Annotated in this window: 22 protein-coding genes and 1 pseudogene; 9 read left to right on the top strand and 14 right to left on the bottom strand. The window is 30.0% G+C overall.

What is annotated here, in order from left to right; all coding sequences use genetic code 11:
- Position 1: 1 nt before the first annotated feature.
- From pstA to CAMP5121_RS02650, 3 genes are read right to left on the bottom strand one after another with little or no spacing between them, the layout of a single operon-like run.
- On the bottom strand, positions 2-1,084 hold the full coding sequence (gene pstA, locus CAMP5121_RS02640; protein WP_337214715.1) for a phosphate ABC transporter permease PstA: 1,083 nt from the start codon (positions 1,082-1,084) through the stop codon (positions 2-4).
- On the bottom strand, positions 1,081-1,995 hold the full coding sequence (gene pstC / locus CAMP5121_RS02645) for a phosphate ABC transporter permease subunit PstC (protein ID WP_337214716.1): 915 nt from the start codon (positions 1,993-1,995) through the stop codon (positions 1,081-1,083). The genes pstA and pstC overlap by 4 nt, the downstream gene beginning before the upstream one ends.
- Before the next feature lie 16 nt (positions 1,996-2,011).
- Positions 2,012-2,995 carry a substrate-binding domain-containing protein gene (locus CAMP5121_RS02650; protein ID WP_337214717.1) on the bottom strand — a complete coding sequence of 328 codons (984 nt, stop codon included), beginning with the start codon at positions 2,993-2,995 and terminating at the stop codon, positions 2,012-2,014.
- A gap of 85 nt (positions 2,996-3,080) precedes the next feature.
- On the opposite strand from CAMP5121_RS02650, the gene CAMP5121_RS02655 reads away from it, so the two are divergent.
- The 8 genes from CAMP5121_RS02655 (at position 3,081) to ccsA (ending at position 13,937) form a co-directional block, all read left to right on the top strand.
- Positions 3,081-3,740, top strand: a complete 660-nt coding sequence (locus CAMP5121_RS02655) for a response regulator transcription factor (RefSeq protein WP_337214718.1) — start codon at positions 3,081-3,083, stop codon at positions 3,738-3,740.
- Between the two features lie 53 nt (positions 3,741-3,793).
- Positions 3,794-5,023, top strand: coding sequence for a sensor histidine kinase (locus CAMP5121_RS02660; protein ID WP_337214719.1), 1,230 nt, complete (start codon positions 3,794-3,796; stop codon positions 5,021-5,023).
- A gap of 78 nt (positions 5,024-5,101) precedes the next feature.
- The gene (ftnA, locus tag CAMP5121_RS02665) at positions 5,102-5,596 is read left to right on the top strand and encodes a non-heme ferritin (protein ID WP_012661514.1); all 495 of its coding nucleotides are present in this window, start codon (positions 5,102-5,104) and stop codon (positions 5,594-5,596) included.
- A gap of 107 nt (positions 5,597-5,703) precedes the next feature.
- Positions 5,704-6,339 carry a S24 family peptidase gene (locus tag CAMP5121_RS02670; protein ID WP_337214720.1) on the top strand — a complete coding sequence of 212 codons (636 nt, stop codon included), beginning with the start codon at positions 5,704-5,706 and terminating at the stop codon, positions 6,337-6,339.
- A 181-nt stretch (positions 6,340-6,520) separates the two neighbouring features.
- Positions 6,521-8,458: a cytochrome C gene (locus CAMP5121_RS02675; protein ID WP_337214721.1), complete on the top strand. Its 1,938-nt coding sequence runs from the start codon at positions 6,521-6,523 to the stop codon at positions 8,456-8,458.
- Between the two features lie 95 nt (positions 8,459-8,553).
- Entirely contained in the window at positions 8,554-10,572 is a 2,019-nt protein-coding gene (locus tag CAMP5121_RS02680) for a rhodanese-like domain-containing protein (protein WP_442863281.1), read from the top strand.
- Between the two features lie 56 nt (positions 10,573-10,628).
- Complete coding sequence (locus CAMP5121_RS02685; protein ID WP_133318861.1) at positions 10,629-11,228, top strand: SoxW family protein; 600 nt, start codon at positions 10,629-10,631, stop codon at positions 11,226-11,228.
- 9 nt (positions 11,229-11,237) lie between these two features.
- The gene (gene ccsA, locus CAMP5121_RS02690; RefSeq protein ID WP_337214723.1) at positions 11,238-13,937 is read left to right on the top strand and encodes a cytochrome c biogenesis protein; all 2,700 of its coding nucleotides are present in this window, start codon (positions 11,238-11,240) and stop codon (positions 13,935-13,937) included.
- Between the two features lies 1 nt (position 13,938).
- Here ccsA and CAMP5121_RS02695 read toward each other — a convergent pair whose 3' ends face one another.
- From CAMP5121_RS02695 to CAMP5121_RS02740, 10 genes are all read right to left on the bottom strand, one after another.
- Positions 13,939-14,163: a hypothetical protein gene (locus CAMP5121_RS02695; RefSeq protein WP_263723722.1), complete on the bottom strand. Its 225-nt coding sequence runs from the start codon at positions 14,161-14,163 to the stop codon at positions 13,939-13,941.
- Positions 14,156-15,115, bottom strand: coding sequence for a UDP-3-O-(3-hydroxymyristoyl)glucosamine N-acyltransferase (gene lpxD, locus CAMP5121_RS02700; RefSeq protein WP_263725093.1), 960 nt, complete (start codon positions 15,113-15,115; stop codon positions 14,156-14,158). The genes CAMP5121_RS02695 and lpxD overlap by 8 nt, the downstream gene beginning before the upstream one ends.
- Positions 15,112-15,579, bottom strand: a complete 468-nt coding sequence (gene ilvN, locus CAMP5121_RS02705; protein ID WP_263662467.1) for an acetolactate synthase small subunit — start codon at positions 15,577-15,579, stop codon at positions 15,112-15,114. Before ilvN ends, lpxD begins: the two co-directional genes overlap by 4 nt.
- Positions 15,576-17,285: an acetolactate synthase large subunit gene (locus CAMP5121_RS02710; protein ID WP_337214724.1), complete on the bottom strand. Its 1,710-nt coding sequence runs from the start codon at positions 17,283-17,285 to the stop codon at positions 15,576-15,578. The genes ilvN and CAMP5121_RS02710 overlap by 4 nt, the downstream gene beginning before the upstream one ends.
- Before the next feature lie 83 nt (positions 17,286-17,368).
- Positions 17,369-17,926 carry a 2-oxoacid:acceptor oxidoreductase family protein gene (locus tag CAMP5121_RS02715; protein WP_337214725.1) on the bottom strand — a complete coding sequence of 186 codons (558 nt, stop codon included), beginning with the start codon at positions 17,924-17,926 and terminating at the stop codon, positions 17,369-17,371.
- Positions 17,923-18,768 (bottom strand): 2-oxoglutarate ferredoxin oxidoreductase subunit beta, encoded by an 846-nt coding sequence (locus CAMP5121_RS02720; protein WP_257406452.1) that lies wholly within the window; start codon positions 18,766-18,768, stop codon positions 17,923-17,925. The genes CAMP5121_RS02715 and CAMP5121_RS02720 overlap by 4 nt, the downstream gene beginning before the upstream one ends.
- A gap of 1 nt (position 18,769) precedes the next feature.
- Positions 18,770-19,894, bottom strand: a complete 1,125-nt coding sequence (locus tag CAMP5121_RS02725) for a 2-oxoglutarate synthase subunit alpha (protein ID WP_337214726.1) — start codon at positions 19,892-19,894, stop codon at positions 18,770-18,772.
- An 8-nt stretch (positions 19,895-19,902) separates the two neighbouring features.
- Entirely contained in the window at positions 19,903-20,217 is a 315-nt protein-coding gene (locus CAMP5121_RS02730; protein WP_039668439.1) for a 2-oxoglutarate:acceptor oxidoreductase, delta subunit, read from the bottom strand.
- 171 nt (positions 20,218-20,388) lie between these two features.
- On the bottom strand, positions 20,389-21,285 hold the full coding sequence (locus tag CAMP5121_RS02735; RefSeq protein ID WP_337214727.1) for a malate dehydrogenase: 897 nt from the start codon (positions 21,283-21,285) through the stop codon (positions 20,389-20,391).
- Positions 21,286-21,303: 18 nt separating this feature from the next.
- Entirely contained in the window at positions 21,304-23,805 is a 2,502-nt protein-coding gene (locus CAMP5121_RS02740) for a YhdP family protein (RefSeq protein WP_337214728.1), read from the bottom strand.
- Here CAMP5121_RS02740 and mltG point away from each other — a divergent pair.
- On the top strand, positions 23,792-24,745 hold the full coding sequence (gene mltG / locus CAMP5121_RS02745; RefSeq protein WP_263679452.1) for an endolytic transglycosylase MltG: 954 nt from the start codon (positions 23,792-23,794) through the stop codon (positions 24,743-24,745). The two genes, CAMP5121_RS02740 and mltG, sit on opposite strands and share 14 nt — an antisense overlap.
- On the opposite strand, the pseudogene CAMP5121_RS02750 reads toward mltG, so the two are convergent.
- Positions 24,746-26,674, bottom strand: a pseudogene (locus CAMP5121_RS02750) (DNA translocase FtsK); the annotation flags it as partial. It lies immediately after the preceding gene.
- Between the last annotated feature and the right edge of the window lie 225 nt (positions 26,675-26,899).

Below are 26,899 nucleotides of genomic sequence, written 5' to 3' on the forward strand. Positions count from 1 at the left end.
TTTATTTTCCTTGAAAATATCTTCTTAAAAGTATTGCTGCTAAATTTAAAATCACCAAAAGAGATAAAAGCACTATAATCCCTGCTGCTGTTCTTTCTAAAAATGCACGCTCTGGCATAGCTGACCATGAAAAAATTTGAGCAGGCAAAACACTTGTTGGTGCAAAAACACTATTTACCACATCAGGTATAAAAGCTATCATACCTATAATCATCAAAGGTGCGGTTTCACCAATAGCCCCTGCTAGAGTTAAAATAGAACCTGTTAATATCATAGGCATTGCTAAAGGTAGCATAATGCCTTTTATCATTTGAATTTTAGTCATTCCTAAAGCATATGCAGCATTTTTCATATTAATATCCACACTTTTTAAGGCAGCTTTAGTTGAAACAATAATAATAGGCAAACTCATAATAGCCAAAGTCAATCCCCCAGCCAAAGCACTAGAACGAGGCATGCCAAAAAGATTAATAAACACTCCAAGACCTAAAAGTCCAAATAAAATACTAGGAATGCTAGCTAAATTATTTATACATACTTCTATAAAATGCGTAAATACATTTTGCGGAGCAAATTCTTCTAAATAAATAGCTGCTCCAACTCCTATTGGGATACTCACAGCCATACATACTAACATTACAAGCAAAGTTCCAACCACAGAAGCAAAAATTCCTGAATTTTCAGGTGATTTAGAATCTCCATTAAGGAAAAAATTTGTGTTAAAACTTAGTTTGATTTCTTGCTTTTGAACTAGCTCATCAACTAATTTTTTTTGTTCATCGCTTAGTTTATTGTAATTTTTTTTCATATATTGATCAACTTCAGAATTTGCTAAAAGCCAAGATTTTTCTTTGATTTGACCTGTTCTTATTTTCCTTTGTTCAGCGCGCGATAAAAGCTCATATGAAGGGCTATTTCTATCAGCATGGGCATAAATGTAAGTTTGCTTAAAAGCTCCTATCCCAAGATACCCTACACTTGATAAAAAAATACAAAGAAAAATAAGGTTTATATAAAGCCCTATTTTACAGAATATTTTGAAATTTTTTGAAGCTTTTTTTCTTTGTTTAAAAAGTTTTTTCATAAATTTTTCCTTTTATGGAAGCGGTTTATCAAATAAACGCTAAAAATATTAATGATTAATGTGATAATAAAAAGCACAAGCCCTAAAGAAAATGCACTTAAAGCTAAAGAACTATCAAAAGCTTGATCGCCACTTAATGCTTCTACTATTTTTACAGTCACTGTTGTCATATCTTCTAAAAAATTCATTGTTAAATTTGGACGCAATGAAGCAGCCATAACAACAATCATCGTTTCACCTAAAGCTCTTGAAAGTCCTAAAAGACAAGCTGCAACTATGCCTGGCATTGCTTCTGGTAAAATTACTGCAAATACAACTTCTTTTTTAGTCATACCTAAAGCATAAGCTCCATTTATCCTTTTTAAACTTACAGCTTCAATGCAATCTTGTGAAAGTGAAGCCACTATAGGAACTATCATAATACCCATGATAAAACCTGCACCTAGGGCACTTTGAAAACTAGCTTTGATACCAAAAAGAGAAAAAAACCACACTATAAAAGGAGCTACAACTATGGCTGCGAAAAATCCAAAAACTACAGTAGGAATTCCTGCTATGATTTCTAAAATAGGTTTTAAATAGTTTTTAGATTTTTTACCTGCAAATACTCCAAGATAAATAGCACACATTATGCCTAAAGGTAAGGCTGTTAGCATTGCTATTAGTGAAATATAAAAAGTTCCCCAAAATAAACTCAAAGCACCAAAAACCCCATGCTTGCTACTTCCATCAGCACCTACAAATGCAGCATCTGCTGCCCACTGACTTGAGAATAAAAAAGTAAATACGCTTTCTTTTTGAAAAAATTTTAATGCCTCTATTAAAATAGTTAGCATAATAGCAAAGCTTACTACTACGCTAACAAAAGCACAAAGAAAAAGCGTTAATTTTATTATTTTTTCTTTTATCAATTTTTCATCCTAAAAATTAAAAAACTTTCCCTGTTTTAACAAGCTCATCAGTTAATAAACCTTTTTCTTCTATATGTTTTTGGGTTTGTTTTAAAGTTTTTTCATCCAAAGGAACCAATCCTATTTTTTCTAATTCTGCTCCGCTTTTAGCTAAATCATCACTCATATAAATTTTTGCAAATTCAAATACTTCTGGATTTTTCTTAGCATTCATATATATAAACAAAGAACGAGCTAGTTTATATTTTCCTTCAGATATATTTTTCTCATCAGCTTTTACACCATCAATGTAAGCAGCATTAATCTTATCATCATTGCTAGCTAAAAATCCGTATCCAAAAAGCCCAAAAGCTTCTTTATCAACAGAAAGTTTTGAAACAATTAAATTATCATTTTCACCGCTTGGTATAAATGCTCCATCTTGGCGTATAGTTTTATATGCACCTTTATATTCAGGAATTTTTTTAGAAATATCTACCATTACAAGCTCTTCTATACTATCTCTTGTTCCTGAACTTGATGGAGGACCATAGATTGTAATTTTTCTATTTGGTAGATTTTTATTGATTTGTTGCCAATTTGTATAAGGATTTGGGACCAATTTTCCATCTTGTGGAATTTCTTTGGCCAAAGCTAAAAATAACTCATGTAAGCTTATATTTAATGGAGCATTGATTTTATTTTGAGCTAAAACTATGCCATCATAACCTATCATAATACCGACTATATCACTCACGCCTGATTTTTTACAAGTTTCAAATTCACTTGGCTTGATTGCCCTTGAAGCATTAGAAATATCAGTAATTCCTTCACAAAAAACTTTAAAACCACCACCTGTGCCAAGACTTTCAACTATAGGTGTTTTTGTATTTTTTATAACAGCATATTCTTCAGCAACAAAAGAAGTAAAAGGATACACCGTTGATGAACCTGCTATTTTTAATTCTACTGCTTCTAAACTAACAAAGCAAGCCACACTTAAAGCCAAAAGTTTTTTCATTTTTTCTCCTTAGTTAAAAAGTAATGAAAATTTAAAAAAACTTGGAAACATTTTGGATACATATATTTTTTGATATAATTTTTATATGTTAAATATTATTTTGATAGAAGATGATAAAGACTTAAATGAATTAATCACACTAAGACTTAGCCAAGAAAATATAAAAATTTATAGTTATTTTGATTTTTTTGACTTAGAAAATTTTCTAGATACAAATGAAATAGATTTAATCATCATGGATAGAAATTTGCCAAGTGGCGATAGTGTAGAGATGATAAAACAATTAAGAAAAAAAGGCTATATGGAGCCTGTGATTTTTCTTAGTGCAAAGACTTTACAAAAAGATATTTTAGAAGGTTTTAAACAAGGCTGTGATGATTATATATGCAAACCTTTTGATTTTAATGAGCTTTTATTTAGAATTAAAGCTGTAACTAAAAGAAATAAAACTCCAAAAGAACAAATTTCTTATCAAGATTTTACTTTATATATAGAAGAAAGAAAATTAATTTATCAAACAAATACATTTGAAAATTTATCAACCCTAGATGTAGAATTACTCAAGTGTTTTTTTAATCACAAAAATCAACTTCTAAGTCGTCAATTTTTAAGTGAGCAAGTATGGAAAAATGACACAACAAGCGATAAGACAATCAATACAGCTATTTTAAGATTAAAACAAAAAATTCCACAAATTAAAGAAAATATCATTTCAGTGCGTTCGGTGGGTTATAAATTGTGCTAAGAATAAAAACATTTTTCCTTTTTACACTTGGATTTTTTTGTATTACTTTTTTTATGTTGTTTTATTTTTTCAATGAAAGCTATATCAATACTACGGTAAAAAACACTTATGAGCAAAAACTAAAAACACTTAATGATATTTTACAATTTCAGTTATTAGATACACTAAATTCCAACAATATCAAGCAATTTGCCCTAGAAACTAGAGCAGATTTTATCATTAAACAAGATGATGATATTTTTTCATCATTAAAAGATTATTCTTATTTTTTAAATCATTTTAAGTCTAATTTTACCCATGATTTTTATAAGCAAAAAGAAATTTATTTTAAAGCTTATGCTTATAAAAACTATCAATACATCATCATTGTATATCCTAAAATACATTCTTTGGTGCAAAATTTTTGGATTAAAAATATTATTATTTTTTCTTTCTTTTTACTTGTACTTGTTGTGTTTTATTTTATTGTGTTTTATTTTTTCAAAAATTATTTTCAAGAATTATTATTGTTTGTTAAAAGTATCAAATCAAATACTAATTTCATTTTAAAATATAATTTCGTTTATGAATTAAAAAATTTAAATTTACGCTTATTGAAAATTAAAAAATTACTCATCAAGCAAGAATTAAAAAACAAAAAACAAGCTAAAAAAATTCAAACCAAAAACACCCAACTAAGCAATGTAATCAGCGCTATATCACATGAGCTTAAAAATCCTATAAGCGTTATAGATTTGAGCTTGCAATCTTTAAAAGAAACTAATGATGAAAATATGAAATTATTTTTACTTGAAAAAATTCACAAACAAAGTGTAAAAATCAATCAACTAACACATAAACTCAATTTTGTTTTTAATCTTAATTTTGATTCTTTAAATTTAGAAAAATTCGATCTATATGCTTTAAGTAAAAATTTATTAGAAAGTTTTAGAGATGATAGGTTGAAAATTCAAGGCCAAACAAGTTTTATTAAAGCGGATAAATTTCTCATAGAGCAAGTCATCATTAATCTAATAGACAATGCACTAAAATACAGTAAAAAAGAGGTGTTAATCATCATAAAAAATCAAAATTTTACTATCATAGATCAAGGTATAGGCATAGAAGAAAAACACCTTAAATTTATAACAAAAAAATTCTACAAAGCAAACTCAACACAAAATAACTCTTTTGGACTAGGATTGTTTTTAGTTAAAAAAATACTCACATTACACAAAAGTTCTTTAAAAATTCAATCTAGCCCACAAAAAGGTAGTGTTTTTTCTTTTAGTATTAATTTATAATTTTTATAAATACACTTATTAATGTATTTTTAATGTAGTTCTAACTAATATAACAAAAATAATTCATAAGGAGAAAAAATGCTTTCTAAAGAAGTAGTGGCTTTATTAAACGAGCAAATCAACAAAGAAATGTATGCAGCAAATTTATATTTGAGTATGAGTTCATGGTGCTATGAGCATAGCTTTGATGGTGCGGGTGCGTTTTTGTTTGAGCATGCAAGAGAAGAAAGTGATCATGCTAGAAAACTCATCACTTATTTGAATGAAACTGATTCTAAAGTAGAATTAAAAGAAGTTAAAAAACCTGATAGTGATTTTAAATCATTGCTTGATGTGTTTGAAAAAACTTTTGAGCATGAGCAAAGCATTACCGCTTCTATTAATAATCTTGTAGATTTTATGCTTTCAAGTAAAGATTATTCAACTTTTAATTTCTTGCAATGGTATGTAAGCGAACAACACGAAGAAGAAGCACTTTTTAGAGGTATAGTAGATAAAATCAAACTCATAAGCGACAATGGCAATGGCTTATACATGGTAGATCAATACATCAAAAGCTTAATTAATAAATAATTTTTTTAGCTTCCATGAATTTGGAAGCTAAATATCTTTTAATTTAAAAGATTTCTTGTAAAATAAAAGAAAATTTGCTAAAATACTTTTTATTTAAAAGGATTTTTATGCAAATGAATGAAATTACTGATAAACTTAAATTTATACTCCAAAAAGAAGGCATAAAAAATGCCAAAGATTCTGATGTGGCTAAAATGCTAAATATCAATCCTGATACCTTTTATAGTATGAAATTTAGAAATTCCATACCTTATAAACAAATACTTCATTTTTTAAATGAAAGAAATATCAATATCAATGCATTTTTTTATGAAGACTCTCTTGAGAGCAATACTCCATCACTTGATATAAACTATAATGTTTTAAAATATTATGATGTTAATGCTTCTATGGGAGGTGGGGCTTTAAATGATAATGTAAGTTTTTCTGAAGTGATTATAGATGAAAAACTCAGTGATTTTTTTGGCTCAAAAGATTGTGATATCATCCCATGTATAGGCGATAGCATGGAACCTGAAATCAAAGATGATTCTTTGTGTTTAGTAGATAAAAGCAAAAGCTTTAAAGAAGGTGGGGTTTTTGCAGTAAATACTAGAGATGGTTTATTCATCAAACAAATTTTTAAAAGCAATAAAGGCGGAGTTTATCTACACTCTTTTAATCTAAGTTATGCAGATGTACATTATCAAAATGGCGATTTTTTAATCGTGGGTAAGGTAGTGGGGACTATAAGTAGAATTTAGTATGTAGCAAATATCTTCTTTTTCTATATGATAATTTTTATTATTTAAATTAATAAAAAATAAATATAAATATATTTTAAGTTAATTTTTATTAAAAAATAGTCACAATTATACTTTAATAGTTAATAGATAATAAATAAGAGTATTTTTATCTTTTAACAAAACACGCGAAAGGGAAGTTATGAAACACAAATTAGCTAAGGTTGCTACCTATGCCTGTTTAGCCTTAGGTATAAGTTTAAGTTCGCAAGCTTTTGCTTCTTCAGAGCCTAGAACTCTTGATGGTTATGTAGCTCAAGAGGATGCATTTTTTGACTATCTTTACAAACATCACCCTATTTTTAAATATGAAAAAGAAGGGCGTTTGGTAGGTAAATTTACTCATAGTGATAGAACAGAAAACTGGGTTTTAAATCAAAATGGGGCTAAATTTGCTACTGAGCATGATTTAAAACAAGCTTCTATTACTTATCGCTTGCCTTATGAATCTTTTTTGGATTTTCCAAACAAATTTGTAGGCCCAAAAAAATGTGGTGAGTGTCACCCTGCTCAATATGCCTCTTGGGAGCGTTCTCGCCATGCAAAAACCGTGCGTTTTCCGCATGAAATGGAAGAAGTTGGTGGAGCTGAAGGTTTAAAAAAACCTATGTATAACTCTCAAGCTACTATTTTACCTGATGGAATTTATCCAAATGATGTTTATGCTCTCATTGGAACACCAAGAACAAAATATGGTTTTATAGATAGATGGCTTGTGCGTGGAACCTACCATGTTGAAGATGGAAATTTGAGTGATTTAAGTGGTAAATTAACCGCTGGAGGCAATCAATTTTCAAGACTTTGGAGTGAGTTTTTAACCCCTGAAATGGCACAAAAAATAGCTGCATTTGCACCTGGTTTTCCTACCAAAATGGAAGATTTTGGAGGAAATGGTTCTCAAGTATGGGGGACAAACTCTTATGCTGCAACTTATAAAGAAAAAGCAGTTTTCCAGCCTGCTACTGCATATTGTGAAACATGTCATACTTTTAAATTTGACTTTAAAAGCAAGGAAGAATTTTACAAAGCACTAGGTAATCCAAAAGAACTTCAAAAACATACCATCTCAAAAGGTATTACTTGCGAAGAATGCCACGGAGCTGGAGCACATCTTTATGGAGCAAGAGGTGCGGGGATGCCATCAAATTGCGAAAGATGTCATCAAAGATTTTCATATAATGAAACCGATGCTAAAATCAATCCTAGAAAACCTTTCAATGCGTATTTTAAATCAAGTTGTCCTGCATGTGGTACAGAAGGTGCTCAAATGTATTCTTCAGCACACTATGATAAGGGTATGAGATGTAATACTTGTCATGATCCACACGAAGTAACTTTTAATGATTGGAAAAGCGGTTATACTAAAACAAAACTTAAAAAAACTTGCAAAGATTGCCATGAAACCCAAGCTAGCTTTTTTAAAAAAGGTGGAATTCACGCAAAAGATAGCTGTACAGCTTGTCACATGCCAAATATGATGAGTTGTGAAAATTTTGGAGCAGTTCAAAACCCTGACAAAGGTGGTTTTGATAATGTTAGAGCTTCACATATTTGGAATATCAAAGTAGACAAAACCGCAAAAACACTTAACCCACCAGAAGGCAAAGAAAGATCACCTAAAGTTGGTGGTTGGACTATAGCTAGAGATGATGAAGGTAGATTTTTCCTTGATTTAATGTGGAGTTGTGGTAGAACTAGTTTTAGTGATATTAATCTAATGGGTCCTGGTGCAAGTGGTTGTCATAGCCCTGTGCAATCAACCTTGCCTGAAAAACTTCACTTTAGCAATCAAGAAATGATTTATGATAAAGTAATGCAGTGGCAAAACCCTGTTAAAGAAGGCTATGAGAAAATTAGAAAAGGCATAGCAAATATTGATAAAACTTTTGCTGAAAAAACCAAACTTTCAGTAGAGCAAAAATCAAAAGTGCTAAGCTTAACTAATCAAGCTCAAGCCATAGCTGATAGACTAGAAAAAGATGGTTCTTGGGGTGTTCATGGACCTGCTTATTCTAAGAAAATCATAGAAGAAGCTTTAATTTATATCCAAGAAGCACAAAATATCCTAAATGGTAAATAAAAACAAAGGAAGAATGAAAAATTCTTCCTTCAAATAAGGAGCTAGTCTTGAAAAATTTAATCACTCGACTTTTTATTGTCCTTTTTACTCTTTTTATGCCATCAGGATTTATTTTTGCTGAGGCTAATGGAGAAATAGGCTCAATAGAAGGTGTAAAAAGCATTAGCTTAGCGCAAGCTCAAGAAATGCTAGATCAAAATAATACTTATTTTTTTGATGTCAACTCAGAGCAAGATAGACAAGCTAATGGCTATATACCTAATTCCATATCAACCTATGTGGAAAATTGGCAAAATTTATTACCTAATGATAAAAATGCAAATTTAGTATTTTATGGTTTAAATCGTTTTAGATTTGAAGCTTCTCAAGCTGCTGCAGTTGCTATAGAACTAGGCTATAAGAACTCTGTTGTAATGCTTGATGGCATTGAATCATGGATAACTTCAGGTAGAAAAATTGAAAAAATAGACACAGTTAAATGGGAAAAAGCTAAAGAAATTATCGAGTTTAAAGATACTATTCACTCAAGATTTAAATTTAGCAATACCCCATCTTGTCGTGATTGTCATGCTCAAAAAGGTAAAGGCATTAGAGCTGATATTGCAGCAAGTAAAAACTTAATCAATCAAAAATGTGCAACTTGCCATGAAAAAGCAAGCAATGCTTTAGCAAAAAGCGCTCATGGAGTAGAAAAGTTCTTACCCGCTCAAGATATGCAAAAGAAAAAAGAAAAACCATCTTGTGCGACTTGTCACTCTATTCATATTACCCCAAAACATTCAGGAATTTATTCACAAAAACAATTAGTCGATCAAAAATGCGCACAATGCCATAAACAAAAAAGCACGACTTTTCATATGACTTTCCATGGTAAAGGTATGTTTTTAAGCACTCCAGGTGAAACTCCAAGTATTGCTACTTGTTCTGATTGTCATGGCAAACACAATATTTTAAAATCAAGTGAAAGAAGCTCAACCCTCTCGCCAATTAACCGTGTTCAAACTTGTAAAACATGTCACCCAAATGCAAATGAAAATTTCGTAAATTGGATGGCACATGCTGATCATAGCGATGGCGAAAAATATCCTGGATTGCATGGTGCTTATATATTCATGACTATTTTGGTAATTTCTGTATTCGTTTTCTTTGGAGCCCATACTATACTTTGGTGCTTGCGTTTAATTGCTATGCGTATAAAATATCCTAAAGAATGGAAAGAAGCAAGAAAAGCAGCACATGAAGATAAAGTAAGAGTAAGAAGATTTAGTACTTTCCATAGAATTCAGCATTTCTTTATGGCAGCTAGCTTTTTGGGTCTTGCATTCTCAGGCTTACCGCAAAAATTCTATGATTCAGCGTGGGCTAAGCCTATGATTGATTTAATGGGTGGAGATATCATTAATGCAGCAACCATACATCATATTTCAGCCATAGTAATGTTTGCAGTATTTTTCTCTCACATTGGAGAAATCATCATTGTAAATTGGAAACGCCGTGATGTAGCAAGGGATCCAATCACTGGTAAAATAAGCTTTATGAAAGTTTTAAAAGCTACTTTTGGGCCTGATTCTTTAATGCCAAATTGGCAAGATTTTAAAGATATGAAAGATCATTTTAAATGGTTCTTTGGCTTTGGTCCAAGACCGCAATTTGACCGCTGGACTTATTGGGAAAAATTTGATTATCTAGCAGTATTTTGGGGTATGTTTATCATTGGTATTTCAGGGCTTATTTTATGGTTTCCTGCTTTCTTTGGTAAATTTTTACCAGGTGAAGCAATCAACTTAGCAACCCTACTTCACTCTGATGAAGCTTTACTTGCTACAGGATTTATTTTTGCAATTCACTTCTTTAATACGCATTTTAGAGCAGATCGCTTCCCTATGGATATGGTGATTTTTTCAGGAAGTATTAGTGAAGAAGAGATTAAACAAGAAAGAAATGTATGGTATAAACGCTTAAAAGAAAGTGGAAAATTAAGCACTTTATATGAAAATAAAAGTAACTTCAAAGCATATCAATGGCTAGCTAAACTTGCAGGATTTGCAATGCTAATCACTGGCTTAGTATTTTTATTTTTAATGCTTTATACTTTCTTTAACACTATCTTATAACCTTATTCGCTATAATAGCGAATAAGGACTTTTTCTAATTTTTTCAAGGATTTTAAATGTTTAAAACAATACTCTCACTTAGTTTTTTAAGTATTTTTTTTATAGCTTGTTCTAATGAAGAAAAACTTGATTCTAATTTAATCTCAAGCGGTACACAATTTTCTAAAGAAAATTTACAAAAAGCAAATGATTTAGATAAAAAATCTTATGAAGAAATAGCCTATTTATTTAAAGATAATACAAATATAAAAAGTGATGATAAAAACATTTTAATCATTTTCAGCGCAAATCACTGCCTTTATTGTGATAAATTAAAAGAAGAAATTAAAAATGATAAAAAAATACAAGAACTTATAAAAGACAAATACAGCTCATATTATATAAATATAAGCTATAAAAAAATTCATACATTTTATAAAAACCATAAAAGTGACTTAAGTACAGCTGAACTTTCTAGTATTTATGATATAGTAGCCACCCCTACTATTGTAATTTTAAACAAAAACAGCCAAACTTTGCTAAATTATCCTGGTTTTATTAGCGCAAAAAGACTAAGTGCTACAATGGAGTTTTTAAATCAAAAAGAAAATCAAAATTTAGACGAAGCAACCATAGCACAAAAACTCATACATTTTTATAAAGAAAATAATATTTAAAGGTTAAAAATGCAGTATTTTTTTTCTTTTGCAATGAGTTTTTTACTAATGAGTATATATGCCATAGCTTGTGCTGTGGCAACCTTTATAGAAAATGATTTTGGTATTAGTGCAGCTAAAGCTTTAATTTATAATAATGCTTGGTTTGATATGTTGCATTTATTACTAGGTTTAAATTTAATCGGAGTGATATTTTGTAACAAGCTTTTTCAAAAGAAAAAATATTCTATCTTGCTTTTACATTTATCTTTTATAGTGATTTTAATCGGTGCTGGACTTACTAGATATTTTGGCTTAGAAGGTGGAATGCATATAAGAGAAAATCAAAGCTCGAGTACCATAGTTACTAGAGAAGAATTTATAAAAATTACTGATTTTGATACTAATGCCAGTTTTGAATTTCCTATTAGCTTTACCCCGCTAACTCAAAAGCATTTTGAAAAAACTATTGACTTAAATGGCGAAAAATTAATCATAAGCTCTATCAAATACACTCCACAAAAAGACTCTATCACACCTGCTAGCTTAAAATTAAATATTAATTATCAAAAAGCAAATACACAAATAATCTTAAATCCAAATTTTACAAACAAACAAGCAGTGCATTTTAACTTACAGGGAAAAAATTTTACTATCAATTGGGGACCAAGAGAAATTAAGCTTCCTTTTGCATTACACTTAAAAGATTTTATACTAGAGCGTTATTTAGGCTCTATGAGTCCATCTTCTTACACTTCAAAAATTCAAATCATGGATGAGCAAAATAATATTAACTTAGATTATGATATTTTTATGAATAATGTTCTTGATTATGGTGGATATAGATTTTTTCAAAGCTCTTATGATCAAGATGAGCAAGGCACTATACTTTCAGTTAATAAAGATCCTGGTAAAATCCCTACTTATATAGGTTATACTTTATTGATTTTGGGATTTTTATGGGTTTTATTTGATAAAAACTCAAGATTTCATCGTTTAAGTATTTATTTAAAAAAAGGTCAAAGTTTTGTATTGTTTATTTTGCTTTTTGCAAATTTACAAACTCCACTTTTTGCACAAGAAGATAAAAATGAAATTTTAAATTTAATCTCGAATTTGCAAAAGAATTCCTATGAACATTCTTTAAATTTTGCAAGATTACTTGTGCAAGATCATAATGGTAGAATCAAGCCTTTAGATACTTTGGCAATGGAGTTTGTTTATAAAATCACTCAAAAAGAAAAATTTTTAAATCTTCACTATGATCAAATTTTTCTAGCAATGATGATTTATCCTAAAGAATTTAGAAAAATCAAAATGATAGCTACAAAAACAAGCAAGCTAAGAGAATTAATAGGCACAGATATAAATGAAAAATACATAGCATTTGATGATGTGTTTGATAATGGGGTATATAAACTTAGTAATTATGTTGAGGAAGCTAACCGCAAAAAGCCTTCATTAAGAACTAGCTTTGATAAAGATTTGCTAGCCTTAGATGAAAAAATAAATCATGCATATTATATTTATAGCGGTCAAGCTTTAACTATTTTTCCTGATATTAATGAGCAAAGTTTAAAGTGGTATTCTCCGGTGCAAATTTTACCTTTTGCAAAAGAAGATGTAGAGCGTTTACAAATGCTTTTAGTTAGCTATTTTTTACAAGTTCGCAATGGTGTTGAAAATAATCAATGGCAAGATGCGAATGAAATTTTACAATCTTTAAAATATTTTCAAAATCACTATGGAAGTAGTGTTTTACCGCCAAAAGAAAGATTAAATCTTGAAATACTGCTTAATCATTATAATATCTTTGATAATCTAACTTTTGTTTATATTAGCTTTGCGTTAGTATTTTTCTTCTTAAGTTTTTATACTATATTAAAAAATATTTCTTTATCTGCCTTTGTATATAGATTTTTTTACATCATTTTAAGTATATGTGTAATCATACATGCACTAGCTTTAATCATTCGTTGGTATGTAGGTGGGCATGCTCCTTGGAGTAATGCTTATGAAAGCATGATTTATATAGCTTTTGCTTGTGCGATGAGTGCTGTGATATTTTTTAGAAAATCACTCTTGGCTTTATGTGGTGCGAGTTTTTTAGCAGGCATTTCACTTTTTGTAGCTCATCTTGGCTTTATGGATCCTCAAATTGGGAATTTAGTACCTGTTTTAAAATCATATTGGCTTAATATTCATGTTTCTATTATAACAGCAAGTTATGGATTTTTAGCACTTTGTTTTATTATAGGGATTTTGAGTTTAATTCTTTTTGCTTTAAGGGGTAAAAATAAAAATATAGATTTAAACATCATTAAATTACACTGCGTTAATGAAATGTCTATGATAATAGGACTTGCAATGCTTACAATAGGAAATTTTTTAGGCGGAGTTTGGGCTAATGAAAGCTGGGGAAGATATTGGGGTTGGGATCCAAAAGAAACTTGGGCTTTGATTTCTATTGTAGTTTATACCATGGTATTACATTTAAGATTTATTTTCAAAACTTATTTTATTTTTGTTTTTGCAAGTGCTAGTGTTTTAGCCTTTTATAGTATATTAATGACTTGTTTTGGAGTAAATTTTTATCTCTCTGGGCTTCATTCTTATGCAAATGGCGACGCCTTCCCTATACCAACTTTTATATATGTTTTGATTGTGCTTAATTTTGTTTTAATTATTAGCGCAGGAAGAAAACGGGATTTAAATACGCCTAGTTTTTAAACTAGGCTTTGTTTTTTTCTATTTCTTGAAGTGCTAGGATAAGATCTTTTAAATTTTCATAAGGAATATGAACTTTCCAATCTATCCCATTTTCCTTTTTTAAAGCCACACCTATGCTTAAGACATCATTACTTCCTACACCATAAGGATTAGAAAGATTACAAAGACTTATTTCTCCACTTTTACTACCATGTAATTCTATAGTTTTAAATATTTTTTTACTCATGTTTATCCCTAAAAGCTGTGATAATTTTTGCTTGAAATTTCAACCAATCTTTTTGAAGCATAATAGGAAAACCACCATAAACCCTAGCACCTTCTAAATTTTTAGTGACCCCGCCTCTTGCGGCTATGGTGGCAAAATCTCCTATTTCTAAATGCCCACTTGTAGCACTTTGTCCACCCATAGTGACATTTTTACCTAAAATACTTGAACCCGAAATTCCACTTTGAGCTACTATAAGACAATTCTCCCCTATTTCACAATTATGTCCTACTTGAACGAGATTGTCAATCTTTGTACCTTGCTTTATGATAGTACTTTCAAAAACTGCTCTATCAATAGTCGTACAAGCTCCAACTTCTACAAAATCTTCTAAAATAACATTTCCATTATGATAAATCTTATAATGCTCGCCATTTTTTGTATGCGCATAACCAAAGCCATCACTACCTATAACACAATTTGCCAGCAAATGGCATTTTTTACCTATTTTAGTGTCATTATAAATCACAGCATTTGGATGGATTATAGTATATTCACCTATACTTACATTATCGCCTATATAAGCACCTGCCATTATCACTACATGATCAGCTATTTGGACATTTTCGCCTATATAAACATTTGGCATAATCTTAGCACTTTTGGCAATATTAGATTGTTTTTTTTCACTAGAGATTAAAGGTTTAGCAAAAAGCTTACTTAAAAGCGCAAAAGATAAATGTGGATTATCAACAACTAGCTTAATACAATCTTTTGAAACTAAATTTTCAAATTCTTTGGAGACTAATATAGCCCCAGCTCCACTACTTGCAATTTTTTTAGAGTTTTTTTCTCCATCACAATAACTAAGTTCAGTAAAACTTGCATTATTCAAAGAATTCAAAGCTGTAATTTCTATATCTTCTCCGCAATATTCTATGCCTAAAAATTTAGCAATTTCACTAATTTTCATTTTACCTCCATTAAAATAGAACCACTTCTAACTACACTAATAGGATTATACTTTTTCATGGTTTTTAAAAAGTTATCGATATTTTTTGCATTATCACTTGCCATTACTATAATAAACTCATCATCACTATAAGTTACACTGCCATTATAAGCTTTTAATATAGCATCTAAGCCTGCAAAATTTTCACTTAAAGCAATCTTTACCAAGGCTGTTTCTTTTTCTATAAAATCACTAGAATCAATTACCTTATAAGTAGGTATGAGTTTATGAAGTTGTTTTATGATTTGTTCAAAAACTTTTTCATCGCCTAAAGTAACGATATTTATCCTTGAGAATTCTTTATCATCAAGTGGAGCAACAGTAAGAGATTCTATATTATAACCACGTCCTGAAAAAAGCCCAACAACGCGTGATAATACCCCATGCTCATTTAATACAATGACAGAAATTACTCTTCTTTTCATTTTTTATCCTTGTTTTTATAGCTAGGTAAAATCATATTATAAATAGCTCCACCTGCAGGCACCATAGGTAATACATCTTCATAACGATCTATAGCCACATTTAAAACACAAGTTTTTTTAGATTCTAAGGCTGTTTTGAAAGCTTTTTGAAATTCTTCTTTATTAAAGACATTATAACCCTCACAATGAAAACCTTTAGCAATAGTAATAAAATCAGGTTGACTTGTTAAATCTGTATTAGAAAATCTTTCTTTATAAAACATACTTTGCCATTGTCTTACCATGCCTAAAAAAGAATTATTTAAAATGATATTAATCACTTTAATTCCATAAGCACTTGCTGTCATTAGTTCTTGGATATTCATTAAAAAAGAACCATCGCCTACGAAATTTACCACCACTTCTTCACCCACAGCTAATTTAGCTCCAAGTGCAGCTGGTAAAGAATAACCCATAGTTCCTTGCCCACCGCTTGTTGCAAGTTGTCTTGCATAATTAAAAGGATAAAATTGTGCTACCCACATTTGATGTTGCCCTACATCAGTAATTATCCTTGCATCAGGAGCTAATCTAGCACATTCTTCTATAACCCATTGAGGTTTTAAAACTTCATCACTATCTTCATAGATTAAAGGATATAACTGCTGATATCTTTGTAAAGTTTTAAACCATTCTTGGTATTTTGTATTATCAAAACTTTCTTTTTTTAATTCTTCTAAGGTATCTAAAATAACACTTTTAATATCCCCAACTATAGGAAAATGTGCTTCGATGATTTTAGAAATAGAGCTTGGATCTATATCAATATGAACGATTTTTGCACCCTTAGCAAACTCACTTGTTTTACCAGTAATCCTATCATCAAACCTAGCACCCACAGCAATGAGCAAATCACACTCACTTAAAGCAATATTTGCACAATAACTCCCATGCATACCTGCCATTTTTAAATTAAGCTTATCATCACTTCTTAAAGTCCCTAAAGCCATTAAAGTTTCAACTGCAGGAATTTGACAAAAATGAATTAATTCCCTCAACTCATCACTAGCATTAGAAGCTATACAACCACCGCCTAGGTAAAATAAAGGTTTTTGAGCATTTTTAATCAAACTTACCAATTTTTTAATTTGCTTAATATTTCCTTTATAAGTTGGCTTGTAAGTTTTCATAGAAATTTCTTTAGGGTAATGCCATTTACCTATAGCAGCAGTAACATCTTTAGGTATATCAATATGCACAGGCCCTTTTCTACCTGTTGTTGCAATATAAAAAGCTTCTTTTAAAATTTTAGGTAATTCTTCAATATTTTTTACTAAATAATTATGCTTTACACAAGGTCTTGAAATACCTATAGCATCGATTTCTTGAAAGGCATCTGTTCCTATTAAAGAATTTGCAACTTGAGCTGAAATTAAAACCAAAGGTATAGAATCACTATAAGCAGTAGCTAAACCTGTAACTGTATTAGTAAAACCAGGTCCACTTGTAACTACTGCCACACCAACCTCACCACTCATTCTAGCATAAGCATCAGCACTATGTAAGGCCGCTTGCTCGTGTCTAACTAAAATGTGTTTAAAATGAGTTTGCTTATAAATTTCATCATAAATATTTAAAGCCGCACCACCAGGATAACCAAAAACTACTTTAACATTTTCTTCTTTTAATGCTTCACAAATCATTTGCGAGCCATTTAGCTCTTTCATTATTTTACCTTTTTGCTTAAAATGGAAAATATTATAACGATAATTTAATAAATATTATTTTATAAGGAGAGTTTCTTGAAAAATCAAGAAACTGCTTGTGCTTTTTTAGCGTATTCTATACCTAAATCAAAAGCTTTTGCATTTGCTTCTTTAGTTTTTGCAGGCACCATATCAAGCATAGTTTGTTTTAATGCATCAATATCAATACATTTGCTCATATAAGCAGCTATAGCCAAAGCAACAACTGATTGAGTGGCTACATTCCCTACTTCTTCTTTAGCTATAGTAATAATAGGAATTTCAAAAATTTTCCATCTAGCATAATCTTCTTTGCTTGGATGAACTAAATTTGGCTCTACAACTATAACACCGCCATCACAAACACCATCTTTGAAACTATGATAACCCTTATCAGCAGTTGAAAGCATAAAACTAACTTCACCTTCTACTGCATAAGGAAAAAAGATTTCACTTTCATCAATGATAATATCAACCTTAGTTGGTCCACCTCTAACTTGAGAAGTATAAGTAGAAGCTTTAAAAGCATTGCGTCCTTCTTTAATGGCAGCTTTAGCTAAAATTTCACCTGCAGTGATAACCCCTTGTCCACCTTCACCGCAAAATCTTAATTGATATTTCATTTTAATGCTCCTAAATCAACCATTCTTTTTTCTTTCAAGGCTCTTCTAACTTCTTCATAAGCCTCACAATATTCTGCCTTGCTTTCATCTTGATGCAAAATTCCCGTAGGGAATTTATCTGCTCTTTGCTCATAGTCTAATTGTTCAAATTTAGACTTATCCACACAACGATTTTTAATCCAATCAAGCATGCTTACAGCTTCACCCATTTTATTTTTTCTACCAAGATTAATATGGCAGTTTGAAAATACATCTACAAAACTATAACCTTTGTGTGATAAAGCTTTAAAAATGATATTTTCAAGTTTATTTGCCTCAATAACATTTGTTCTTGCTACAAAAGAAGCCCCAGCAGCTTTAGTAAGTTCACAAGCGTCAAAATTTGGATCAATATTACCTGCTTGAGCTGTAACAGTGTAAAAGCCTTGTGGGGTAGTTGGTGAAGTTTGTGAATTTGTAAGACCATAAATAAAATTATTAATTAAAATATGAGTTAAATCTATATTTCTTCTACATCCATGGATAGTGTGATTTCCACCAATTGCTAAAGTATCACCATCCCCACTTACTACGATTACATGTTTTTTAGGATTTGCCAGTTTAATCCCTGTTGCATAAGCAATAGCTCTACCATGGGTGGTATGCACTGTATTACAATTTACATAAGAACTCATTCTACCACTACAACCTATACCAGAAACTAAGCAAACATCATCCATATTCCAGCCAAGTTTTTGAATGGCCCTAATAATAGCTTTTAAAACAACTCCATCCCCACAACCCCAGCACCATTGTGTTGGAAGTTTATCCACTCTTAAATATTCATCGTAATTAAAAGCCATTTTACATATTCTCCTTTACTTTAGCAATAATTTCACTTGGGGTTATAGGGCGACCATTTGCACGGTGTAAGCTAATAAAATCATCTCTTTTGCTTACTCTTTGAATTTCTTCTAAATATTGCCCCATATTAAGCTCGCTAACCATAACTTTTTCAAATTTAGATACCACTTGAGCTATTTTTTTCTCAGCTACTGGATAAAGCGTGATAGGTCTAAAAAGCCCTACTTTTACACCCTCTTCTCTAAGTCTTAAGATAGCTTCTTTAGCAGATCTTGCAACGCTTCCATAAGCAATGATTAAAAACTGCGCATCATCACACATAAACTCTTCATAAGTACAAATTTCATCGGTATTATTTTTAATCTTACCAAACAATCTTTTCATATTTTTATCTACTATCGCTCCATCTTCGGTTGGAAAACCTATATCTCCATGATGAAGTCCTGTGATATGATAACGATAACCTTCAAAGAAAGGATTTAGTGTAGCAGCTTCATTTTCCCCTGCCGCATATGGTTTATAATCTTTTTTATCTCCTGTAAATTTTTTACGGTTAATAATTTCTAATTCTTCTAAATCAGGTAATTTAGCCTTACCATTCATATGTCCTATGGTTTCATCTAAAAGCAAAAATACCGGAGTCATGTATTTTTCAGCTAAATTAAAAGCTCTAATAGTTTCAATGTAAGCTTCCTCTAATGAAGCAGGAGCTAAAGCTATACTTGCATAATCTCCATGTGTTGGAGCTTTTGCTTGAAACAAATCTCCTTGTGCAACTCTTGTTGGAAGACCAGTGGATGGACCACCTCTCATAACATTTACAATTACTAGTGGAATTTCAGCTATAAAACCCAAACCAATTTGCTCAGCTTTTAAAGAAATTCCAGGTCCACTACTTGCTGTCATAGACTTAACACCACTCATAGAAGCACCCAAAGCCACACTAATACCTGAAATTTCATCTTCCATTTGTATAAAAGTACCATCATTTTTTGGTAGCATATGGCTTAATTCATGTGCTATTTCAGAACTTGGGGTAATTGGATAACCACCAAAAAATTTACAGCCACAATCAATCGCAGCTTTTGCTACTAAAACATTACCTGTTGATATCACTTCTCTCATTGTTTTTCCTATGCGTTTAATTTTTTATATTTATTTTCTTTAACAGCTTGTGCTCTTTCTTTGGCTTCTGGCGTAAGCTTTGCAAATTTAAACTCATCTCTTTTTGCAACAAAAATTGCAAAATCAGGGCAGTGACTTTCACATTCACTACAGCCTATACAAGAATCAGGATGAACCACTTCTATCATCTGTCCTAATACTGCACTGATTTCATCTCTCATTGCTAAAACTCCAGCTGGACAATAGCTAACACAGATATTACAAGCTTTACATCTTGCTTCATCAACCCAAACCGGTGTATTTTCTGGGGCTACCATTAAAATTCCTTTCTAATTTTTTGTTATTTTTAATGATTTTTTATCAAAAGTTATTTTTAAAACAAACTTTTTATTATAGCGAATTTATAGCATGAGTAAATATTATTTAAAATATAAAGTAAAACAAATAGGTATTTATAACGCAAAGTAACATTAGGAGTAAAAAACTCCTAAAAATTATTTATAATTATACTGAATGAGAGAATTTTCTAATGCAATTTGTTCTTGATTGTCTAATTTTAACTCCAAAATTTCAAGCACCCCATCAAGACTTATCCTTGCCATAGCACCAAAAGCTTTTTCTTTTATGCCGTATTCTCCATCTAAAATTACACATATTGGTAAAAATTCTCCACTTTTTAAAGCCTCTATCATCCTCACACAAGCACTTGCAGGGGCTAAATATGCTGAAGTTTTTAAGTGTTTAATAATTTTAGCACCACCGGTTTTAACTTCTTGTTCTATTTGAGCAAGATCATATTCATTTAAAACCTCATTTAATGCTTTGTTTTGAACTTTACTTTGAGATTTTACTAAAACCATGCTATCATTGTGAAAACCTATAAGCTTAGTATCTATACAAGAAGTTTTTATATTTAATTTTTTACCAACTTCATATTTAAATCTAGCATTATCCAAAACACCTGCCATAGCAATGATTTTTTTTGATGAAAATAATTTACTTTCATAAAGAGCATTAAGTAAAAAATCTACAGGATTGCTTACTATAATAAACAAAGGATCGTTGTTAAATTTTTTAATATTATTGGCACACTCAAGCATAATTTTAGCATTAATAGCAAAAAGCTCATCCCTACTTTGACCTTCTTTTCTAGCTACTCCCGCACTAAAAACAACCACTTGAGAATCTTTTGAGTGCGCATAATCATCCGTGCAAGTTATTTTAATATCAAAATTAAAAGCAGCTATGCTCTGACTTAATTCCAATTCTCTAGCAAAAAGCAAATCTTTATTAATATCAATCAAAACAAGCTCATCAACCAACTCTCTTAAAATCAAAGCATAAGCAGTACTTACACCAACATTTCCTGCGCCTATGATAGTGATTTTCATTTTTTCTCCTTTTTGCGTTTATTTCACTAAATTAGCTGGTAATTCAAAAATATTTTTAATTAAATGATAAGGAAGTTGCAAGCTTTGTGCAATAAGCTGGGTCTTAAATTCAGGTTCATCCACTGTTCCACTTAATTTAATTTGTGTACTAATTTGCCTATCTTTACCTAATATAATTTGATTGATAATTGGAACTTTGGAAATAACCGAACTGGCTGATTTTAGCGTTCTAAGTTCTAATAAACCATCCACTTGATTGCTTCTTAAATTGATTTTAACTTGACCTAACACATCTGCACTATCACCATTAAAATTAAGTGCGTCTATTTCAAAAAGATCTTTTTTACGATTAAAACTTATACCAGCATTTTCAACACTAAAGCCTTTTTCATTAAAGGTAGGCGCCTTAAATAAAATTAAACTAGGTATGGTATCAATAAAACTTAAAAGCTGTTGATGAAATTTCAAATCTTTTAAATAAGTATCTTTAAATAAGAACTTACCTTTGAAAAAATCAGTACTATTGCCATCTACATAAAGATTAAACTCACCTTTTTCAAAAACATTTTGGCGCATAAAGGTGTTTAGAAAATCATCATCCATTTTTAAAGCTCTAATTTGCATTTGATTTTCTTTAAACAAAAAATCAAATCTAGATTCATTTCTATTTGCCCAAGCTTTTACGGAATCTTTTTTAATTTTAGCGTCAAATTGATCAAAATCTAAGGTTTTATTAAAATCTTTTAAAATCAAATCTATATTTTTACCACTAATATTATAAGTTGAATTTTCAAGAGTATCTAAAGTATTTTCCGTATCTTGTTGAGAAATCAATAAATTAATATTATTTAAAGTAATATTTACATCATCATTGTCTTTTTGTGCAAAAATACTACCACTTGCACTAGTTAAATTAAAATCATTACCTTTTATTTTTATATTAAAACTATCATATTCATAAGGATTATTATCTTTATAAAGCAAAAATGATTCAAAAGTAGTATTATTAATATCTATATTAAAATCTTGGAAATTTAAAGTATTTAAAGATAATTCCCCATCATGCACTTTATTTTTTTGCATTAATTTAGAATAATTTTTATATTTTGCAAGTTTTTCAACATAAACAAACATACCTTGATCAAAATTTAAAGTTGTGGTAAATTCTTTATTATATAAACTAATATTTTTATCAAAATCAAGGCTTAAATCAAGAAATTTATTTTCCATTTTTAAGCTATCTTGTGGTAGTTCTAAGTTTGTTATAATGGTTTTAAAATCACCTTTTTTTTGCTTCAAATCAACACTTGCATTAAAATCACCATTAATCATACTACTTTGCACGCTTGCATTTTGTATATCTAGCTTATCTTTTTTTAAAGTAAGATTTGCTTGAGTTATCTTAAAATCACTTATATTTATATTTGAATTAATAATATTAAAACTACCATTATAAGTAATTTTCTCAGGATGATCAAAAGGAATTTTCAGTGTTAAATCAGTCTTTGTGACACCATTATTTTGCAAAAATGGTAATTTTATATCATATAAAAGCAAAATTTTATTAACCCTATAATCAGCTCTAGCATTATCACTTTTAATACGTATATAAATTCCTGCTTTTTCATTTAACATATTATCTATATAAATTTGACTTTGAGTTAAATCATAATTATTAAAACGCAAATCATCATAAATAAAATCAAGTCTTTGTTTAGCAAATTCAAGTCTTACAAAAGGACTTACGATAGGATCTATGCCTTTATCTAAAACTACTTTTAAATTATTTACATAACCTTTGGCATTGATATCGTTTAAATAATATCTATGCTTTCCAAAGTCTGCAAAACCGCTTAATTTTTCTATAAAATAAAAATCAGCCTTTACCTTACCACCCACCCAAAGAGCAAGATTAGAAGGCAAATGCACTCCATTTTCTACTAAAATATCAAAAATTTGCGAAATATTATTTGAACTGATATTTTCTAATTCATAAGCAATCTCTTCTCTTTTGAGTGAAAATTTAACATCACTTTTTAAAAAATCACTATCGATTTTACCTTTAAAAGTATAAAATTTTGTCTTAGGATTAATAAGCAAGGAACCAATTACACTAAGATTGTAATCTTTTAAAAGAAAATTATCAATATTAGCTTGTATATTTTTATCACTAATTTTTAAATTCACTTTTACTAAAAGATTTTTACTGTTTACAAAAAATAAATTATTTTTATAAATTAACTCCACAGGATAGTTATTGACAAACATTTCATCAATATTGATTTCTTGAAAAAACCAATAAATATATTTTACATCTTTGATAAGCTGCACAGCTTCACTTGCGCTAGTTTCATTTTGAGCACTTTGACTTTGAGAATTTACTACGACTTTTTTAGCATTTAAAATGAGTTTTTTATCTAATTTAATATATAATTTCTCTAAATTAATAGAAGAAAATTCTAATTTTTCTATGTAAATTCCATTTTTAAGGTAAATAAACAAAGCAATGAAAAGTATCATAGGTAATGCTAAAAATTTAAGAATTTTTTTAATATGTTGTGACTTGATTTTAATTTTTCTTTTATCCATTTTTTATTATCTACTTTTACCTATAAAAACAAACTCTGTGGTTTTTATACCACAAGGTTCTGTTAGCAAGATTATAACGCAATTAGATAAAAATAACTATAAAATGAGCAGTATTGATAAATATACTTTATATTTTTTGGGCCATCCACAATCTGGCTGGATAAATATAGGCACAAAAGAACTAAATAGAGCTGAATTTTTACATAAGCTTACCGTCGCTAAGGCAGCGCTTGAAACTATTACTTTAATTCCTGGAGAAACGACTGAAATTTTCTTTGAAGAATTAGCACCGAAGTTAAATTTAAATGTTAAAATCTTAATGCAGGAATTTTACAAACAAAGTCCTTTTAAAGAAGGTATGCTTTTTCCTGAAACTTATAAAATTCCAAAAGGTATCACAGAAGAGCTTTTGGTAAAATATCTTTTGGCTTACTCTATAAGTGAATTTAAAAAACTTTCTTATAAAATTTTTAGAGAATATAATGAAAAAAAATGGCATGAGTATATCATCATAGCTTCCATTATACAAAAAGAAGCAGCGAGTAATGAAGAAATGCCTATAGTTTCATCTGTGATTAGAAATCGTTTAAGAAAAGGCATGAAGCTTCAAATGGATGGAACATTAAATTATGGAAAATACTCTCATGAAAAAATCACTCCACAAAGAATAAGATCAGATAATAGTTCTTATAACACTTATAAATTTAATGGCATACCAAAAGAAGCTGTATGTAATGTTTCATTTGAAGCTATCAAGGCAGCTATTTTTCCTGCTAAAACAGAATATTTATACTTTGTAAGGGATAAAAAAACTAATAAGCATATTTTTACCTCTACTTTAAAAGATCATAATAAGGCAATAAGAAATTAATTATAAAATTTCTCTTTGCCCTTTTGCATCAGGTTCGCTTAAAACACCTGTTTGTGAAAGTTGTTCTATGATATTTGCTGCGCGGTTGTAGCCTATTTTCAAACGTCTTTGCAAATAAGAAATACTAGTTTTTCTATCTTCTAAGATTACAGCCTTTGCTTCTTCATAAAGCTCATCTAAATCTCCATCATCAAATTCACTTCTTTTATAAGCTCCATCTTGACTGTCATCTTTTAAAAAACTCTCATCATATTCTACTACTTGTTGAGCTTTTAAAAACTCTACTATATTTTCTATTTCATTTTCGCTTGCAAAAGGTGCATGCAAACGCACTAAACCACTCATACCAGGAGGGGTAAATAAACAATCTCCACGCCCTAGTAAGCTTTCAGCACCCATAGAATCTAAAATAACCTTAGAGTCTATCTTTTGCCCTACTTTATAAGAAATTCTACTTGGTAAATTTGCTTTTACAACCCCAGTAACAACATCTACTGAAGGGCGTTGTGTAGCTACGATTAAGTGGATTCCGCTTGCTCTTGCCATTTGCGCTAAACGACCTATATAAAACTCTACATCCTTACCTGCTGTCATCATTAAATCAGCCAACTCATCGATAATCACTACAATAAATGGTAAGATTTCCCCACCTTGTTCTTTGATTTTTTCATTGTAATTTTCTATATTTTTAGTTTTTGCTTCAGCCATCAAACGATACCTGCGTTCCATTTCAGCTACCATATTTGATAAAGCATTTACCGCCTTTTTAGGATCAGTAATTACCGGTGTAAGTAAATGTGGAATATCATTATAAATACTAAATTCAAGCATTTTTGGATCTATCATCATAAGCCTTAAGGTTTTTGGCGAATTTCTATAAAGCAAAGATAAAAGCATAGAGTTAATTCCCACACTTTTACCACTTCCTGTAGTTCCTGCTATTAAAAGATGAGGAAGCTTTTTAAGATCTGTGATGAAAGGATCACCTACTATATCCTTACCTAAAGCTATAGTTAAAGGTGAGCTAGAATTTTTAAATACCTCACTTTCTAAAATTTCTCTTAAGTAAATCGTATCGATTTTTTCATTTGGGACTTCAATTCCTACTACATCTTTACCTGGAATCGGAGCTTGAATTCTTATAGTTTGAGCTTTTAAAGCCATAGCCAAATCATCTTGTAAAGATAAAATTTTACTCACTTTAACATCTGCTGCTGGACGAAATTCAAAAGTAGTTACAACAGGACCTGTGTAAGTTCTAACTACATCGCCACCTATTTTAAAGCGTCTTAATTTTTCCAATAAATCATAAATTTTTCTATCTATTTCTTCTTCATTTATCTCGCTTTTACCTTCTTTTGGCATGGTTAAAAAATCTAAAGGTGGTAAAGAAAAATCTTTTGGTTTTTCAAAATTTCCAAAATCAAGATCTTTCAATAAAGCTTTATTTTCACTCACTTCATTAGTGATAGAATGGTGTGTTTTGTTTTCTACTACTTCCACTATAGGCTCTTGGGTAATCTCAAATGGAACTTTTTCTTCTTTAACTTCAATTTGTACTTCTTCTACTACAAAAGGACTTTCATAGTTTCTTTTACTTCTTAGCTCTTCTATACTAACAGGCTTAGCAAAATCATCTTCACTAAAATCAAGTTCTTTTACTTCATTTTGCGGAATAAAATCTTCATCTTTAAAATCTTTCACCCCTAAAAAGCTAGTTTTGTTTTGAATTTTTTTAAACTCAGCTTCTTTTTGTGCTTCTATAGCATTTAATTCTTCAATTTTTTTAAAATCCTCATTAAGTTCTTCTAAAATTTTTTCTTTTTGTAAAGCTTTATACTCTTCTAGCAATTTAGCTTTTTGCAGCATTTGCTCACGCTCTTTAAGCTCTTTGGCAAATAAAGAATTTTCTTCTATCACTTCTTCTTTGTTTTCATTTAAGTCCATATTACGTCTTTTATAACTTGGCTCATCTAAATTTTTACTTTTTAAAGTTTGAGTATAAATATCTTCACTATTATTTTTATATTTTGATAAATACTCTTCAGGGGTCATTTCATCTTCCTTTATATTTATTTGACTAGCTTTTTGAGCAAAACTTGCAATAGGCTCTGAAAGCTCATGAATATAACTTGAGCTTAATTTTTTATCCTC

The organism is Campylobacter sp. 2352 PW, from assembly GCF_024723575.1.
GTDB lineage: Bacteria > Campylobacterota > Campylobacteria > Campylobacterales > Campylobacteraceae > Campylobacter_D.

Excerpts from the sequence above, each read along its gene's own strand:
- CAMP5121_RS02740 (WP_337214728.1), bottom strand. The coding sequence starts at position 23,805 with ATGATACTTTTCATTGCTTTGTTTATTTACCTTAAAAATGGAATTTAC.
- CAMP5121_RS02685 (WP_133318861.1), top strand. The coding sequence starts at position 10,629 with ATGTTTAAAACAATACTCTCACTTAGTTTTTTAAGTATTTTTTTTATA.
- CAMP5121_RS02680 (WP_442863281.1), top strand. The coding sequence starts at position 8,554 with ATGCCATCAGGATTTATTTTTGCTGAGGCTAATGGAGAAATAGGCTCA.
- CAMP5121_RS02710 (WP_337214724.1), bottom strand. The coding sequence starts at position 17,285 with ATGAAAGAGCTAAATGGCTCGCAAATGATTTGTGAAGCATTAAAAGAA.
- ftnA (WP_012661514.1), top strand. The coding sequence starts at position 5,102 with ATGCTTTCTAAAGAAGTAGTGGCTTTATTAAACGAGCAAATCAACAAA.
- CAMP5121_RS02720 (WP_257406452.1), bottom strand. The coding sequence starts at position 18,768 with ATGGCTTTTAATTACGATGAATATTTAAGAGTGGATAAACTTCCAACA.
- CAMP5121_RS02735 (WP_337214727.1), bottom strand. The coding sequence starts at position 21,285 with ATGAAAATCACTATCATAGGCGCAGGAAATGTTGGTGTAAGTACTGCT.
- lpxD (WP_263725093.1), bottom strand. The coding sequence starts at position 15,115 with ATGAAAATTAGTGAAATTGCTAAATTTTTAGGCATAGAATATTGCGGA.
- CAMP5121_RS02655 (WP_337214718.1), top strand. The coding sequence starts at position 3,081 with ATGTTAAATATTATTTTGATAGAAGATGATAAAGACTTAAATGAATTA.
- mltG (WP_263679452.1), top strand. The coding sequence starts at position 23,792 with ATGAAAAGTATCATAGGTAATGCTAAAAATTTAAGAATTTTTTTAATA.
- ilvN (WP_263662467.1), bottom strand. The coding sequence starts at position 15,579 with ATGAAAAGAAGAGTAATTTCTGTCATTGTATTAAATGAGCATGGGGTA.
- CAMP5121_RS02695 (WP_263723722.1), bottom strand. The coding sequence starts at position 14,163 with ATGAGTAAAAAAATATTTAAAACTATAGAATTACATGGTAGTAAAAGT.
- CAMP5121_RS02660 (WP_337214719.1), top strand. The coding sequence starts at position 3,794 with ATGTTGTTTTATTTTTTCAATGAAAGCTATATCAATACTACGGTAAAA.
- ccsA (WP_337214723.1), top strand. The coding sequence starts at position 11,238 with ATGCAGTATTTTTTTTCTTTTGCAATGAGTTTTTTACTAATGAGTATA.
- CAMP5121_RS02675 (WP_337214721.1), top strand. The coding sequence starts at position 6,521 with ATGAAACACAAATTAGCTAAGGTTGCTACCTATGCCTGTTTAGCCTTA.
- CAMP5121_RS02670 (WP_337214720.1), top strand. The coding sequence starts at position 5,704 with ATGCAAATGAATGAAATTACTGATAAACTTAAATTTATACTCCAAAAA.
- CAMP5121_RS02650 (WP_337214717.1), bottom strand. The coding sequence starts at position 2,995 with ATGAAAAAACTTTTGGCTTTAAGTGTGGCTTGCTTTGTTAGTTTAGAA.
- pstA (WP_337214715.1), bottom strand. The coding sequence starts at position 1,084 with ATGAAAAAACTTTTTAAACAAAGAAAAAAAGCTTCAAAAAATTTCAAA.
- CAMP5121_RS02725 (WP_337214726.1), bottom strand. The coding sequence starts at position 19,894 with ATGAGAGAAGTGATATCAACAGGTAATGTTTTAGTAGCAAAAGCTGCG.
- CAMP5121_RS02715 (WP_337214725.1), bottom strand. The coding sequence starts at position 17,926 with ATGAAATATCAATTAAGATTTTGCGGTGAAGGTGGACAAGGGGTTATC.